This is a genomic window from Paraburkholderia bonniea, from assembly GCF_009455625.1.
GTDB classification, from domain to species: domain Bacteria; phylum Pseudomonadota; class Gammaproteobacteria; order Burkholderiales; family Burkholderiaceae; genus Paraburkholderia; species Paraburkholderia bonniea.
Window position 1 is genome coordinate 399,598 of record NZ_QPEQ01000001.1, and the last position, 14,701, is coordinate 414,298.

Genomic DNA, 14,701 nt, shown 5'->3' on the forward strand with positions numbered 1-14,701 from the left:
CGTTATTGCGCTTACATCGTTCGGGAAGCCCATCGTGAATATCGACCCCACCCTCGAAACCACCGCACCAAGCCTGAAAGACAGCCCGGCACCGGCGCGCGCGCCTGCCATCGCCAACCCCACTGGCAGCCAGGCTTCAGCCACGTCCAGCCACGCCAGCTCAACCGCGGCCAGCCCGCGCAGCAACGGCGGCCCGGACGCCAGCGTGCATTTGTCCGAGCTCTCGGCGCAGTTGCGCAGCCTTGCGGCTTCAGGCGCAGCGGATATCGACACAGCGCACGTCGCAGCCATCAAGCAGGCCATCCAGGACGGCACGTTGCAAATCAACCCCAGCAAAATCGCCGATGGGGTCTTGGAAACCGCCCGCGCGCTGCTGCAAGACACGCCATCCACGAGCCGTTAAACATCACCGCGCACAGCGCGGTTCGCCACCATCAAGCTGTATCTCCCGATCTACGGGCCCGCGTATTGCACGCGGGCCCGTGCTTTTTTGCGAGCCCATTGCGATGAAAGATGCCCTGCTAGCCACCGTCGCCGAAGAACACGCTGTTGTGCTGAGCTTTGCCGCACTGCTCGCACAAGAAGAGCACGCGCTCACCGCCCTCTCGCCTCTTGAGCTGCTGCCGCCCCTGGTCGAGCAGAAAACCGCGCTGATTTACCAGCTCGCCGTGCTGGAGCAAACCCGGGATGCTCAACTGGCCGCACTGGGTTTTCCAGCAGGACGGCCTGGGCTTGAGCAAGCCGCTCATGCGGATGAACGGCTCGGCGCGCTCTGGCCGCGCGTGAAAGAAGCCGTCGATCATGCACGCGGGCTGAACCTGGTAAATGGCGCGCTGATCGCCACCCGGATGGATTACAACGCACGAGCGCTGGCCTCGCTACAGGTCGTGATCCCCAAACCTGCAGCGTTCTATGGCCCAGATGGCAAGCTGCCTGCGAAGTAAACCTCCGCCATGAACTCGCCATGCGCGTATTTTTTATCGCGCTAAGCGCTGCCTGACGGAACCTTTTTCACTGGTTTGTTACAGCAGAGGTACTGGACACCTCAACACCTCGTTGAATCGGTCCGGACCACATCGAGCCCATTGGGCCGACCAATCAGCGAATCAGTGAATCAGGCGGAAAGAAATGAAAAGGCGAGATTTTTTGGCATTGGCCGGTTTATCGACGCTGGCGGCCTGCGGCGGCGAGGTCAACCTCCCTGCTGCCAGTAACGGCAACGGTGGCGATAACGGCAACGGTGGCGATAACGGCAACGGTGGCGATAACGGCAACAACGGCAATGGCGGAGAGACCCCGTCCCTCCCGACCCTTCCGAGCGTCCACTTTCTTACCACTGATACCCAACAGGTGGACTACCGGCCCGCGATCAACGCCACGGGCGATGTGATTATTTTCGAGCGTTCACCGGCGGGTGGCGGGCCCACCTACCTGTACTGGATCGACGGACTCGAGAGAAAAGCTGCGCCGGTCCGGTTTTTAACCGACCCACTAGCGCCAGCGCTCCAGCAAACCCGTCCGGCATGGAGCTGGAACACCAACGAAGTCGCTTTCAGCGGCATGAACAACGGCGACCCGATTCATGCCTGGATCGTAGATGCCAACGGCATCACTACGCGCCGCATCAACGGCACGGAAGGCTACGACTACCCGCAATGGAACCATGACGGCAGCTTGCTGGTGGCGGAAAACAGCGGCCCGGCCGCACCCCGTAAACCCTGCAATACCGTCTTCAAACCCGATGGCACGACCGTTGTGCTCGATGTGTCAGGGGTGAGTGCCAGCAATGGCCAGACCTTGTATGGCGGCATGCCGAGCGTTGGGCCACAGGATTTACCGCAAATCGTCTTTGCCGGGCAACCGGTGGTGAATGGCTGGTCCAACCCCAGCAGCTCATCCAACGATTACGACCAGGACGCCAACTACATCTTCATCAACCAGTTTCAAAACGGCACCTATACCAGCTCGCCGCTGGAAACTGCCGCATCGGTCAGCGCCTTCGCCTCCAGCCATGAAGGACGCGCACCAGCGTTTTCACCGGATGGCCGGACCGTGGCTTTCGAATCGTCCCGGACCGGCAAGGGTTACGCGATCTTTCTCTACAGCCTCGACAAAGGCACGGTCACTCAGGTGACGGACCCGAGCCTGGGCGAGGCCCAGCATGCGAAGTTCTTCCCGGATGGCAAACGCCTGATCTTCTGCATGGGGCACCCAAATCATCCGGCTACGACGGGTATTGCGTGGGTGGATATTTCGACGCTGCTTTAAGAGCCGCTAACACAACCCGGACATTGAGAGCCATGCCCGTCGTAGCTTGGCGGCATGGCAAGACGAAAGTTATGGGTAGGCCTGGAAGCGTTGACTCCGGCGGTTACGCCCATCGCCGCAAAGGCGGTTGCGGGCGCACGGTTGATGAGCTGGCTGTATCGAACGGCATTCGGTGTGTCCTGCAAACATTGCTTGGGAAGCGCTGTTTGCAGGAACTGCGGTTTCGGTAGCGGGATGACTTGCTGGCGATGCTTGCGGGATTGGCTGGCCGCGAGCATGACCAGATTGACTGGGAACGGGTCAGTGTGGATGCGGCCAGCGTTGGCAGTACCTGAAACAGCGTGGGATCTCACGGCGCGCATTGCCCGGCGGGGCTGGCATCGCTGGGTGGTTGAGCGCAGCAGCCAAAGCTGCGCTCGTTTTCCTGCTTGTGTCTGGTTCAGGTTATTCCCCTTCTTCGTACCTCGCTCTTTTCCTGCTCTAGCGCAGATTCATAAAATGCTCGATAAGCGCAACCCTATTTGTCTAAAAGCGTTGTATCTGGCTCAAAAAAGCGTGTTAACCCAAATCCTCCAGTTCATCTGGCGCTAAATTGCCGCTCATTAAAAATTAGTAAAGCGAATGAGACCAGATGGAACAAGGCAATAAACGACTTTTGTTCAGTCGTCTGAGAGTGGGGCGCGCTGTGGTTAAAGCAGGCACCCAGGCCACCGTTCAGCAAAGGCAGCAAACGCAGCAAGTCAGGACTGGCTGTTACGGTGCTACGGCAAACGTGGCGGGCACTTCAGGTGCAGGACATTGGCCAGTCACGTTTGCACTTCGTCCTGCCGCACTGGCTACGCTCGTGCTGCTCGGCACCCTGCCTGTCTGGTCGCGCGCGCAGATTGTTCCGGGTGGGGTGTATTCGCCGTCGGTCGTACAAACGCAAAACGGTTTGCCCCAGGTGAACCTCAACCGGCCTTCGGGTGCCGGGGTGTCGCTGAATACCTATGGTCAGTTCGACGTGCCCCGGCGCGGTGCGATTCTGAACAACTCGCCGGTGATCGTGCAGACGCAGCAGGCGGGTGTGATCAACGGGAATCCTAACTTCGGGCCGGGCCAGTCTGCGCGGGTCATCGTCAATCAGGTTAACAGCCGTGCGGCGAGCCAGATCAACGGGTATCTCGAAGTCGCTGGCCCGAGTGCCGAAGTCGTGATTGCGAATGGCTCGGGTATTAGCGTGAATGGTGGTGGTTTTATCAATAGCATCAGCCTGAAAAGACGAAGGCACAACAGATTGCAGCGACGGCAAAGAATCAAGGGGTAACGAACCCTGATGGTTCACCGATCACAGCGGTACAGATCGAAAATGTCATGCGTGCAGCGAGCAACAGCCAGTATGGGGAAAGTGCTGCGGCGGGCGTCGTTGTGCCGTTGAACGCAAATACGCCAACAAGCGCGATCTACGATGCGACAGGCATGAAACTGGCGTCAGATAGCACCGGCAATTATCTGGTGCAAGATCCGTCGATGTTGGTAACGCCGTCAAAGACGCTGAAAAACCTGATTACGAAAAACACAGGCGGTGCAAGCTCTCCGTACAGTTGGGGAACGTCAACCGCTCAGGCAGTAATGCCGAAGATCGATCCCTATGGGCCGTTCTCTCCAACGTTTAACACAGGGGATTATTCGGCTGGATTTGGTACGGTTGGCCGAGGTTTGGCTGGCGATTATGCGACCGTAAACGTCGGTTCATTGTCTGGAAACGTGACGGGTGCCGTTAATCTTTACGACAATTCGCTCTATGTTGGAGGTAGCGTCGTGATGGCCAATCCATCATCGATCGCATTCATGCCAGGTATAAGCGGAACCGTTGGATACATCATTGGTAAAAACAGTGCTCAAGGAACGCGGGATTTCTTGGCTGGTGATGGAATGCGAGGATTCGTTTCCATTCCGACGCCCTTTGGCTTTAACGCGATTGGAGCGGTTACTCACGCGTACGACGGAGCCACGGCGATCGAGTTCGGTGTAGGCCAACCCGGTTCCGTTTCCTTCGGGATAAGCCCGTGGGGACATATCAAGCAAGTGACCGGAAAAACACAATAGGAGGATGTATGGCGGTAGGCGGTAGGCGGTGGGCCTAGCCCGGAGCAATGGGCGAAGATGTCAAAGACACAGAAGATCTACTATTGGGTTTGCTTGACTGCTGCTTGTACGTTTATTGGCGGATTACTGATCAAAGCCTTCTTCTTTAGTTAAAGAAACAAACCCAGCCTTCGCGCTGGGTTTGTCGTTTGTGGGTCAATCTGGCGTGGTGACGAGCCTGCCATGCTGGATCTCAATCCTCACGCGCTGGCCAAGATCGATGCCAGCCTGTTCAAGCCACTTGCCGGCGATGCACAGCCACGGAACAAACGTGGGTGTTCGCCACGGTCGGCCTTGTTTCGGGCTGGATCGCCAGCGCATGATCTCCGGGACGGTAGCGTAGTGCTCGGAATAAGCGTGCAATGCTTTAATCACGGTGGATACCGTGCAGTCGGACACATTGACCTGCCCTGGAATTTTCGGACCAGCTGAAACTTGAGAGATGGCTTCCAACGGAGAAGGGAGTCATGAAAAAGAGCCGGTTTAGCGACGAGCAGAGGGTCACGATTCTGCGTGAGGCAGACAAGTCGCCAGTCGCCGAGGTCGCAAAGAAGCACGGAATCAGCGAGCAGACGATCTACAACTGGCGGTAGCATTTCGGCGCTCTGGAGACGGCCGATGTGAAGCGGCTCAAGCAACTCGAGCAGGAGAACGCGCGGCTGAAGAAGATGGTGGCGGAGCGGGATCTCGAACTGGACGTGATGAAAGAGATCAACGCAAAAAAGTGGTGAGCGCGCCGGCGCGTCGCCAGCAGGTTGCCTATGCAAAGTCACGGGGCCTGTCGGAACGACGTGCGTGCGCGCGGATGTCCGTCGCGCGATCAGCGTTGCGCTACGAATCGAAGCTTGTTGAGCGGGACGCGCCTGTGCTCGCGGCCATGGGCATCCTGTCGGCGCAATATCCGCGCTATGGTTAGCGCCGCATCCAGATCTTTCTGCGGCGCCAGGGTCACGAGATGAGTGCGGACCGGGCGTGGCGACTGTGGCGTCTTGCTGGCCTGCAGGTGCGGCGCAAGCGTTCGCGCAGGCGCGTTTCGGTTCGTCGCTCCCGTCCACGGCCGGCGACGGCTGCCCGGCATGTCTGGGCGTATGACTTCGTATTCGATGCCTGCGCGAACGGCCAGCAATTGAAGTGTCTGACGGTGATCGACGAGTACACGCGTGAGAGCCTGGCGCTTGACGTTGCAGGATCAATCCGCTCGAAGCGCGTCATCGAAGTGCTCTCGAAACTGATCAGTGTTCACGGTGCGCCACGCTATCTACGTTCAGACAACGTTCTAAATGCAAGCGGAATGTACAGCGCAAGGTAAAGCGTATCCGCGCGCACGCCGGGGTGCGGTGCGCGACGATTCAAAGAACGAACTACATCCAGCCAGTGGTTCCGCAGCCGCGCGGAGGCAAAGGTCGTGATCGAACAGTGGCGGTGCCACTCCAATGCGATCCGGCCGCATTCAAGTCTGGCGTACCTGACGCCCGACGAGTTCAAGCAGCGGCATTGTTCAACTGAAGCAACCAAGGCCGTTCTCCAAGATTGAAATGGCCCGAAGAAATCAGGCAGGTCACTTCGCTCTGGGCGCAGGCTGGTCTACAAGTGCCAAAGAAGCGTCGCAGGCAGTCGTCCAAGACCCCACGCACCGGCAGCTCGCAACTCGGTTTGGTGCTATGACTTCGTATTCGACGCCTGCGCGAACGGGCAGCAAGTCAAATGCCTGACGGTGGTCGATGAATATACGCGGGAGTGCCTGGCGATCGATGTGGCGGGATCGATTCGCTCTCGTCGAGTCATTGAAGTGCTAAGTCGGTTGATCAGCGTGCACGGCGCACCGCGTTATCTTCGGTCGGACAATGGGCCGGGATTTGTCAGCATGGCGCTGTTGAAATGGGCTGTGCAGGAGAACATCGAGACAGCATTGATTGATCCCGGCAAGCCTTGGCAGAACGGCACCAATGAGAGCTTCAACGGAAAATTCCGTGATGAATGTTTGGCGATGGAGTGGTTTCGCCATCGGATTGAAGCGAAGATCGTGATCAAGGACTGGCGTACTCACTACAACGAGGTGCGCCCGCATTCGAGTTTGCAGTACCTGACCCCGGCCGAATTCCGCCGGGTTAGCGAACGTAGTTCAACCATTGGGGCCGTGATTCTCTAGACGCCTTTGGTACGAGAATGTCCGTCAGGATCAACGTCTGTTGCTCGGTATCGGGCAGGCTATCCACCTGTTGGTAGAGACTTGGAAGCTGTTGCGAAATTAGTTAACCCAAGGTTTGAGGCGGGTCCAGCAAATCAAGGCGCAGGCTAACGAGAGGAAAGCCTCGTGGATATGAGCGTAGCGTTCATAGCGAATCTTCAGACATCGAAACGAGCGAAGCCAGGCAATCGAGCGCTCGACTGGCCAATGCGTTTTGCCGAGTCCGCTGCCATGGGGCGAGCCAATTTTTGCGAGCACCGGCGTGAGCCACGTTCGTGCAAGCAATGTCCGGGCGCAGTACGAACACGATGCCAGTCAGCACTGCTCGGTTTAGCGTCGGTTTGCGGCCTGCGTACTGGCGATTGCGTGGTGCTCGCGCGGGCAGAAACGGTTCGATGAGTGACCACAATTCATCGTCTATCAGTTCTTTCGGCATCGCTTCCTGTCAGGCAAAACAAAACAGAAAGTCAACACCAGTCTAGAAAAGTTAACTGACCCAAAACCCAATTTCGCAACGGCTTCTTAATCAGGAAACTTGCGCGTAATAGAGGTTCTGGGGATGACGTGCCTCGGCAAAGAAGAACCAGCGCTCGGTGACTAAACCTGCGTACTGCACCGCGCATGCGGTGCAGAGCAAAAGCGCCGATAGGCCAACGGAGTGCACGCTCGCCGCCAGCGCAACCAGCGTAAAAGGCACCGCGAATGCACCAGCAAGAAACGCCCACTTCAGTTTTCGCAGCGTGCCCGGCGCTTTGCCATGGAAGAACTCGCGCAAATTGAATGCGCCAGCGGTGAAGCCTCGTGAGGTTTGCACCACCTTGACACCTTGGATGCCCGTGGCACTTTGCACGGTCGATTTCGGCCGCAACCTCGCGTTACGCACCAGCGACACGCTTCGGCTCACGCATCCCGCCGCAGTCAACAGGCAGGCGCAGACTGCTAGCGGAACCGTCAAGCCTGGCGCAAACCAGACGGTGCTCGCGGTTGCCAGCGTGAATCCCGACGCACATCCGAGCAAGACGAAGTTAACCAGCGTGAGCGGTGTCGCCCATTCCTGCAAAAAGCGTAGGCACGCATAGATCATCGCGGTACACACGAACAGGCCGGCGCTCGCCAGCACGCCGAGCAAACCTGCTGCCAGCGCCCAGGGCAAAGCGAACCAGTGGGCGACGCCATAGGCGAAGGCGCAGGCGAGAAAGGCGGGCAGACACAGGCATTCCCGCGATAGCCACGAGGTTCGCCACATCGCAATCGCGCGCCATGCCCGCTCTGGATGACCGAGATGAAAGAACGAAGCGAGGAGGCCAAGCGATGCGAGCACGACGGACAAGGCCGCGCCGATGACAAAGAACATTGGTTGTGGCGCGGCACTGGCGGCAATGAGACCCAACCGGGTGGCGCAATCTACGCCGACGAGGGCGATCAACAGGCCTTGCGCTGCGCCACTGAGCGTCGTGAGAAACACGACTGAGAAAGCGGGATTCATTTTGGGGTCCTTTATCTTCGCGGCTTCAAGTCTGGATGGCGGCTGATGCAAGTTGGAGTTGCCCGCGCTCAAGCTGCTCGGACAGGCTTTGCGGCGCTATCGTCGGTTGTTGTCCAGATGCTGGCTCGCAGGCGCAGGCACTGCTGCTGCAGGGGCTCACCTTCTGGCGCGGGAGGTAATGGTTCGAGGGCTTGGTGCCCCATTCAGGCATCAGTTGATATCCCCCGCGCTCCTGAATCGCTTTGGACACCACTGACTCCGGATCGTGGATATCGCCGAACAATCTTGCCGAGGTTGGACAGGCCAGCACGCAGGCCGGTTTGCGATCACGTTCGGCCAGGTTCTCGTCATGAATCCGGTCGGCGCAGAGCGTGCATTTGGTCATTTCCTTGCGCGATTCATCCAGCTCGCGCGCACCGTAGGGGCATGCCCAGGCACAGTATTTACAGCCAATGCACTTGTCGTAATCGACTAGCACAAGGCCGTCTTCCTTTCTTTTGTAGCTCGCTCCCGTTGGGCAGACCGGTACGCACGGCGGATCTTCGCAGTGCAGGCATGACTTGGGGAAATGAATCGTATCGGCGTTCGGATATTCACCCGCTTCAAAAGTCTGCACACGGTTGAAAAAGGTTCCGGACGGATCGCCGTCATAGGGATTTAGGTCCGCCAGGCTGCCTGCTTCACCCGAGGTGTTCCATTCCTTGCAGCTCGTCACGCAGGCGTGGCATCCCACGCAGACGTTTAGATCAATCACTAGCGCCATCTGGGTCATAAAGGGTTCCTGACTATTTGCGTTTGATGGATCGGCGTAGCCGCGCGGCGAATTCGCCGTGCCCCGCGAAATAGGTTTGCACGATGCGCGACACCATGCCGGTTTCGCCCGGCAGTGCGGCCATCGGGGCGAACTGGGGCAGTGTGTGATCTGCCTCGGGTTCGGCTGGATAGACCCGCACGCGGACGTCGTACCACGCTGCCTGGCCGGTAATGGGATCTGAATTGGATAAGCGTCCATCCTGCTTTCCGGCAGCGGGCAGCTCGTCCGTAATCAAGTGGTTCAGCAAAAAGCCGCGTTGCGATTCGCTGGCACCGGTGCCGAGATTCCACGCGCCTGCAGCCTTGCCGATCGCGTTCCAGGTCCATACCGTTCCAGGCTCGACCGTTTCGCTAAAGCGTGCCATGCAACGCACTTTGCCCCATTGCGATTCGACGTAAATCCAGCTGCCGTCTGTAATACCGTTTTGCGCCGCCATCAGCGGGTTCATGAACAGATAGTTCTCACCGTGGATTTGGCGCAGCCACGCATTTTGCGAATCCCATGAGTGGTACATCGCCATCGGGCGCTGGGTGATTGCCGCGAGCGGAAACTTTGCGTTGTCGGTGACATCGCTTTCCAGCGGCGGGTACCAGAATGGCAATGGATCAAAGTAGTGCTCTACGCGTGCGCGCAGGTGCGCGGGCGGTTGGCGTCCCTGGGTCTTGCCTTGTGCTGCGAGGCGGAATTTCTGCATGACATCCGAGTACAGCTGGATCAGGATCGGTTCGCCGAATTTGCGCAAACCTTGCTCCACGGCCCACTCCAGATACGGTCCATTGCAGTTGCGCATGTATTGCAGCGATTCGGGCAGCGTGTAGTGGAAGACGCAATTGTTCCTGGCATAGGCTTCCCACTGACGTGGATTGGGCTCGCCCTTGAGTGCCTTGCTGCCGTCGCTGCCCCGCCAGCCGATCAGAAAGCCAACACCGGAGTCAGGTGCGGTCTGGTGATTGACGATGAAATCCGGATAGTCACGGAACTTGCGTTGACCTTCGGCCGTGGTGAAGGCCGGGAGCTTCAAGCGGCTTGCCAGTTCGATCAGCACTTCCTGAAACGGTTTGCACTCGCCAGTGGGCGGCACGACCGGCACACGCACGGAATCGACTGGACCGTCGAACTCGGAGATCGGCCGGTCAAGCATCGACATGCAATCGTGCCGTTCAAGGTAAGTCGTGTCGGGGAGGATCAGGTCTGCGAATGCGGTCATCTCTGACTGGAACGCGTCGCAAACCACGAGAAAGGGAATCTTGTACTCGCCGTTATCCTGCTTGTCGACCAGCATCTTGCGCACTTCGGTCGTGTTCATCGACGAATTCCACGCCATGTTGGCCATGAAGATCATCAGCGTATCAATGTGATACGGGTCTCCCCGCCATGCATTCGTAATCACGCTGTGCATCACGCCATGCACGGCGAGCGGGTATTCCCACGAGAACGCCTTGTCGATTCGTACCGGCTCGCCAGCGTCATCAATAAACAGGTCTTCTGGTGCTGCGGGCCAGCCAAGCGGACCGTTGGCTAGTGGTGTGTTGGGCTGCACGTCATGCGGGCTGTTCGGCGGTTTCGCTGATGGCGGCACGGCGCGCGGGAATGGCGATTTGTGGCGGAACCCGCCTGGCCGGTCAATCGTGCCGAGCAGTGACATCAGTACCGCGAGAGCGCGAACCGACTGGAAGCCGTTTGAATGTGCCGCTAGCCCGCGCATCGCGTGGAAAGCAATGGGGTTGCCGGTCACGGTTTCGTGAGTCTCTCCCCAGGCATCGGTCCAGCGGATTGGCAACGTGATCTTGTGCTCGCGCGCAGTGGTGGCCATTTCAGCGGCGAGGCGGCGGATAGTCGCGGCAGGGATGCCGGTAATGCCGGCGGCCCATTCGGGGGTGCAACTTGAGGCCTGTTCACGCAGCAACGCAAACGAAGGCGTGACCGGCGTGCCGTCATCGAGCGTGTACCGGCCCGAGAGTGCGGGCTGAGCCCCCTTCGTGTGATGGGGCACAGCACGTTGCGTTGCTCGATCCCACCAGAGGTGATTCTGCGGAAACAGCGGATTGCGTTCCGGGGCAGTGTGATTGCGTACAAACAGGCCGTAGGTATCGCTCGCCTCGTTTATATCGAGCAGCTCGCCTGCGTTGGTGAAGCGGGCGACGAATTCATGATCGTAAGCATCGGCTTCAATCAGCTCATGAATTAGCGCCATGAACAGCGCACCGTCAGTGCCAGGGCGAATCGGAATCCACTCGTCAGCGATGGCGGCATAACCCGTGCGTACTGGGTTGATAGCGATAAAACGCCCGCCCGCGCGCTTGAACTTCGAGATGGCAATCTTGAGCGGGTTTGAATGATGGTCCTCCGCCGTACCGATCATCAGGAAGAGCCGGGCGCTGTCGAGATCAGGGCCGCCGAATTCCCAGAACGAGCCACCGATGGTGTAGATCATGCCCGCCGCCATATTGGCCGAGCAAAAACCGCCATGTGCTGCGTAGTTCGGTGTACCGAACTGTTTGGCGAAGAGTCCGGTTAGTGCCTGCATCTGGTCGCGTCCGGTGAACAGCGCGAATTTTTTCGGGTCGGTGGCACGTAGATGAGACAAACGCTTTTCGAGCATGGCGAAAGCGGCTTCCCACGAAACCGCTTCGAACTGCGCGCTGCCGCGTTCGGCATTTGCCTTGCGCAGCAGCGGTTGCGTGAGGCGTGCGGGGGAATACTGCTTCATGATTCCCGCCGCGCCCTTGGCGCAGATCACGCCTTGATTGAGCGGATGGTCCGGGTTGCCGTCGATGTAGCGCACCTCGCCTTCGCGCATATGGACTCGGATGCCGCACCGGCATGCGCACATGTAACACGTCGTGGTCTTGAATTCGAGCTGCTCGTTTTGCGTGCGGGAACGGTGTTCCATGAGGCGATCCTTTTAACGCTTGGTACGGATGAGCTCGGCGGATGGTCAGCCAGAGGCTGGGGCACGATCCTACCCGCAGTGCTCACTTACCTTAAATCGTGATTCTGGATTGCAAGTATTAGATGGGCCGATATTTTTCAGCGACCTTTCGTCAGGTTGCCGTGCTGCCGTGCTGTGGTGAGGCAGCGCAGAGACAGCGGCACAAAATTCGCTGCCTGTGGTCACGGCCGGGGTGCTTCTAACTGCGTCCTTCAAGCTCAAGCGCTGCAGTCTGCGCCGCCTGTGCCGCCTGCGCCTGAACCACCGTCACAGCGATGACGTAATAGATATCGTCTGCGCTACAGCCTCGTGAGAGATCGTTGGCGGGTTGTCGCAGGCCTTGCAATAACGGGCCGATGGCCTTCGCTCGTCCTATGCGTTCGGCGAGCTTGTAGCCGATGTTGCCGGCTTCGAGACTCGGGAACACCAGCACGTTGGCCCGGCCGTGAACCTGTGAGTGTTCGATCTTGCGTTCGGCGATCTCGGCGACGAGTGCCGCGTCGAGTTGCACATCGCCATCGACGTCGAGGTTCGGGCGCTGCTGCCGGATCAGGCGTGTCGCTTCGACCACTTTATCGACGGCAGCATGCCGGGCGCTGCCGCTGGTCGAAAACGACAGCATGGCCACGCGTGGCTGATCCAGCAGCAGGTGCTGTGCGCTGTCCGCTGCCGCGATGGCGATCCCGGCCAGTTGCGCGGCGTCGGGGTCTACTACCAGTGCGCAATCAGAGAAGATCAGGCTGCCTTTGAGCGTATGAAACGGCTCGCACAGCAGCATCAGGAAGAAGCTGGAAACCAGCTTGAATGAGGGATCTACGCCAATGATCTGGATCGCGCTGCGGACCACGTCGGCCGTGGCGTGAACTGCACCGGAGACGGTGCCGTCGGCGTGTCCGAGGCGCACCATCAGATTGGCAAAGCAGAGTGGCTTGAGCGCTTCCCGGCGTGCCTCGTCGAGGGTCATGCCTTTTGCCGCGCGCAGTTCGTAGAGGCTTTGGCACAGGGCGGGCCCGAGCGGCGAGGTGAGGGGGTCTACGAGTTCAACGCCCGAGAGGTCGAGGCCAGCGGCTGCGGCGATTTGACGGCTACGTGCGGTGTTGCCCACCAGGATGACGTGAGCAATGCGTTCGTCGCTCACGCGTTGCGCCGACTGAAGAACCCGCAGATCCTCCGCTTCGCTTAAGACGATGCGCATGGGATGGGTTCGGGCGCGCTCGATGACGTGGTTAATCGGCTTCATGGTGGGCTCGGTCGTAGTTGCCAGGCGTAATTGCCAGGACAGAAGGCACTGGGCAGGAAGCGATCAGGGGCCGTTAATAGAGGCCTATTTCCTGTCCATCGGATTGCGCGGGAGCCTTCCGTTTCAGGAGGTCCCGAAAGTCACTAAAACGCTCAGTCAGATGGGGGGCACGGTGTGCTTGCTGGCGAGGACGGTGGCGCGCTGGAGTATTCGTGTTCGCTCATGGGGTGTCTCTGGTTTTTTAAAAGCGGAACAAATAGTTCCGAAAAATGAAGAACCAGAGAAACTTAGGATAAGATCGCCAGCCAGTCAATGCGTGATTTTGTTAAGCGGAATAATTTGTTTCTATTGTTGCTGCGCTTTCACAGAGAAGAGAGAGCCGCCAGAATCATGGCCTTGTGCAACGCCAGGCCACGCGAACGACGCGATACGGCATGCTCCTTCAGCTTCACTCATCGCTACAGGACACTTTCCCTATGACTCAACCCTCAGCCTTGACCCCCGCTGTATCCGAAACAGGTGATCCATTGCTGCTGACGCCGGGGCCGTTGACGACCTCGCGCACCGTCAAGGCGGCGATGATGCATGACTGGGGTTCGCGCGATGCGCGCTTCATCTCGATCAACCACGCGGTGCTCGCGCAACTCGCTGAGATCGTTCACGGCGAGGGCGCTTATGTCACGGTGCCGGTGCAAGGTTCAGGCTCGTTTGCCGTGGAAGCCATGTTGACGAGTTTTGTGCCGCGCGCTGGAAAGGTGTTGCTGCTCATCAACGGGGCCTATGGCTTGCGCGCGAAACGCATGCTGGATATCGCCGGGCGCGAGACCGTCGTTTATGCGTCAGCCGAAGACACTCCGCCAGATCTCGCTCAAGTCGAGGCGCTATTGCGCCAAACGCCTTCGATCACGCATGTTTTTGCGGTTCATTGCGAGACCACCTCGGGCATTCTCAATCCCGTTGCCGAGATCGGCGCGCTGGCGGCGAAGTACAAAAAAAGCTTTCTGCTTGATGCAATGAGCGCTTTCGGCGCGGTGCCGCTCAATGCACCCGCGCTACAGGCGGACGCGGTAACCGCGTCGTCAAACAAGTGTCTGGAGGGGGTGCCTGGACTTAGCTTCGTCGTCTGCCGACGCGAGGCGCTGGCCGCGACCCAGGGCAATGCCACCACGCTGGTCCTTGATCTGCTGGACCAATGGCGGAATTTCGAAAGCACCGGGCAATACCGCTTCACGCCGCCTACGCACGTGATCGCTGCACTGCATCAGGCGCTCGATGAATTCGCGGCGGAAGGTGGCGTGGAGGGGCGTGGCGGGCGATACCGGAACAACTGCCGCATCTTGATCGAAGGTATGACGGCGCTCGGTTTCGAGCCGCTGCTCAAGGACGGGCTGCAAGCGCCGATCATCGTTACATTCCGGATGCCGAAACATCCTCGCTTTGATTTTCAGCATTTCTATGACGGGTTGAAAACCCGTGGTTTCGTGATTTATCCGGGCAAGCTGACCGTCGCGGAATCGTTTCGTATCGGCTGCATTGGACGGATTCACGAGACAGAGATGCGTGGCCTGATCGCCGCTGTACACGACGTGCTGAAGGAAATGGAAATAACGGGCGTGGCTGATGCGGTGCGGTCCTGACGGCCGGGC

General features: G+C 58.9%; 11 protein-coding genes and 4 pseudogenes. 9 read left to right on the forward strand and 6 right to left on the reverse strand.

Annotated elements, in window-relative coordinates:
- Window positions 1–34: 34 nt before the first annotated feature.
- The 6 genes and pseudogenes from flgM (at window position 35) to GH656_RS01720 (ending at window position 4,356) form a co-directional block, all read left to right on the forward strand.
- A complete protein-coding gene (gene flgM, locus GH656_RS01700) occupies window positions 35–403 on the forward strand; it encodes a flagellar biosynthesis anti-sigma factor FlgM (RefSeq protein ID WP_153074305.1) in 369 nt (122 codons plus the stop codon).
- Between the two features lie 103 nt (window positions 404–506).
- Window positions 507–944: a flagella synthesis protein FlgN gene (locus GH656_RS01705; protein ID WP_153074306.1), complete on the forward strand. Its 438-nt coding sequence runs from the start codon at window positions 507–509 to the stop codon at window positions 942–944.
- A gap of 184 nt (window positions 945–1,128) precedes the next feature.
- The gene (locus GH656_RS01710; RefSeq protein WP_153074307.1) at window positions 1,129–2,268 is read left to right on the forward strand and encodes a TolB family protein; all 1,140 of its coding nucleotides are present in this window, start codon (window positions 1,129–1,131) and stop codon (window positions 2,266–2,268) included.
- Window positions 2,269–2,322: 54 nt separating this feature from the next.
- A pseudogene (locus GH656_RS17985) lies at window positions 2,323–2,597 on the forward strand (IS5/IS1182 family transposase); the annotation flags it as partial.
- 302 nt (window positions 2,598–2,899) lie between these two features.
- A complete protein-coding gene (locus GH656_RS01715) occupies window positions 2,900–3,574 on the forward strand; it encodes a filamentous hemagglutinin N-terminal domain-containing protein (RefSeq protein WP_153074308.1) in 675 nt (224 codons plus the stop codon).
- Window positions 3,575–3,621: 47 nt separating this feature from the next.
- Window positions 3,622–4,356: a polymorphic toxin type 22 domain-containing protein gene (locus GH656_RS01720; protein ID WP_153074309.1), complete on the forward strand. Its 735-nt coding sequence runs from the start codon at window positions 3,622–3,624 to the stop codon at window positions 4,354–4,356.
- Between the two features lie 195 nt (window positions 4,357–4,551).
- Here the strand turns inward: GH656_RS01720 and GH656_RS17990 are convergent, their stop codons facing one another.
- A complete protein-coding gene (locus tag GH656_RS17990) occupies window positions 4,552–4,848 on the reverse strand; it encodes a SymE family type I addiction module toxin (RefSeq protein WP_246184180.1) in 297 nt (98 codons plus the stop codon).
- Window positions 4,849–4,862: 14 nt separating this feature from the next.
- Between GH656_RS17990 and GH656_RS01730 the strand changes: the two are divergent.
- Window positions 4,863–5,929, forward strand: a pseudogene (locus GH656_RS01730) (IS3 family transposase).
- Window positions 5,930–5,961: 32 nt separating this feature from the next.
- Window positions 5,962–6,544, forward strand: a pseudogene (locus tag GH656_RS01735) (IS3 family transposase); the annotation flags it as partial.
- 99 nt (window positions 6,545–6,643) lie between these two features.
- Here GH656_RS01735 and GH656_RS01740 read toward each other — a convergent pair.
- The 5 genes and pseudogenes from GH656_RS01740 to pta form a co-directional block, all read right to left on the reverse strand.
- Window positions 6,644–7,019, reverse strand: a pseudogene (locus GH656_RS01740) (transposase).
- 90 nt (window positions 7,020–7,109) lie between these two features.
- Window positions 7,110–8,069: a dimethyl sulfoxide reductase anchor subunit family protein gene (locus GH656_RS01745; protein ID WP_153074310.1), complete on the reverse strand. Its 960-nt coding sequence runs from the start codon at window positions 8,067–8,069 to the stop codon at window positions 7,110–7,112.
- Window positions 8,070–8,094: 25 nt separating this feature from the next.
- Entirely contained in the window at window positions 8,095–8,841 is a 747-nt protein-coding gene (locus GH656_RS01750; RefSeq protein ID WP_153074311.1) for a 4Fe-4S dicluster domain-containing protein, read from the reverse strand.
- A gap of 13 nt (window positions 8,842–8,854) precedes the next feature.
- Window positions 8,855–11,776, reverse strand: a complete 2,922-nt coding sequence (locus tag GH656_RS01755; RefSeq protein ID WP_153074312.1) for a molybdopterin oxidoreductase family protein — start codon at window positions 11,774–11,776, stop codon at window positions 8,855–8,857.
- 238 nt (window positions 11,777–12,014) lie between these two features.
- Window positions 12,015–13,055, reverse strand: a complete 1,041-nt coding sequence (pta, locus tag GH656_RS01760; protein WP_153074313.1) for a phosphate acetyltransferase — start codon at window positions 13,053–13,055, stop codon at window positions 12,015–12,017.
- A gap of 476 nt (window positions 13,056–13,531) precedes the next feature.
- On the opposite strand from pta, the gene GH656_RS01765 reads away from it, so the two are divergent.
- The gene (locus GH656_RS01765) at window positions 13,532–14,692 is read left to right on the forward strand and encodes a 2-aminoethylphosphonate--pyruvate transaminase (protein ID WP_153074314.1); all 1,161 of its coding nucleotides are present in this window, start codon (window positions 13,532–13,534) and stop codon (window positions 14,690–14,692) included.
- Window positions 14,693–14,701: the final 9 nt, after the last annotated feature.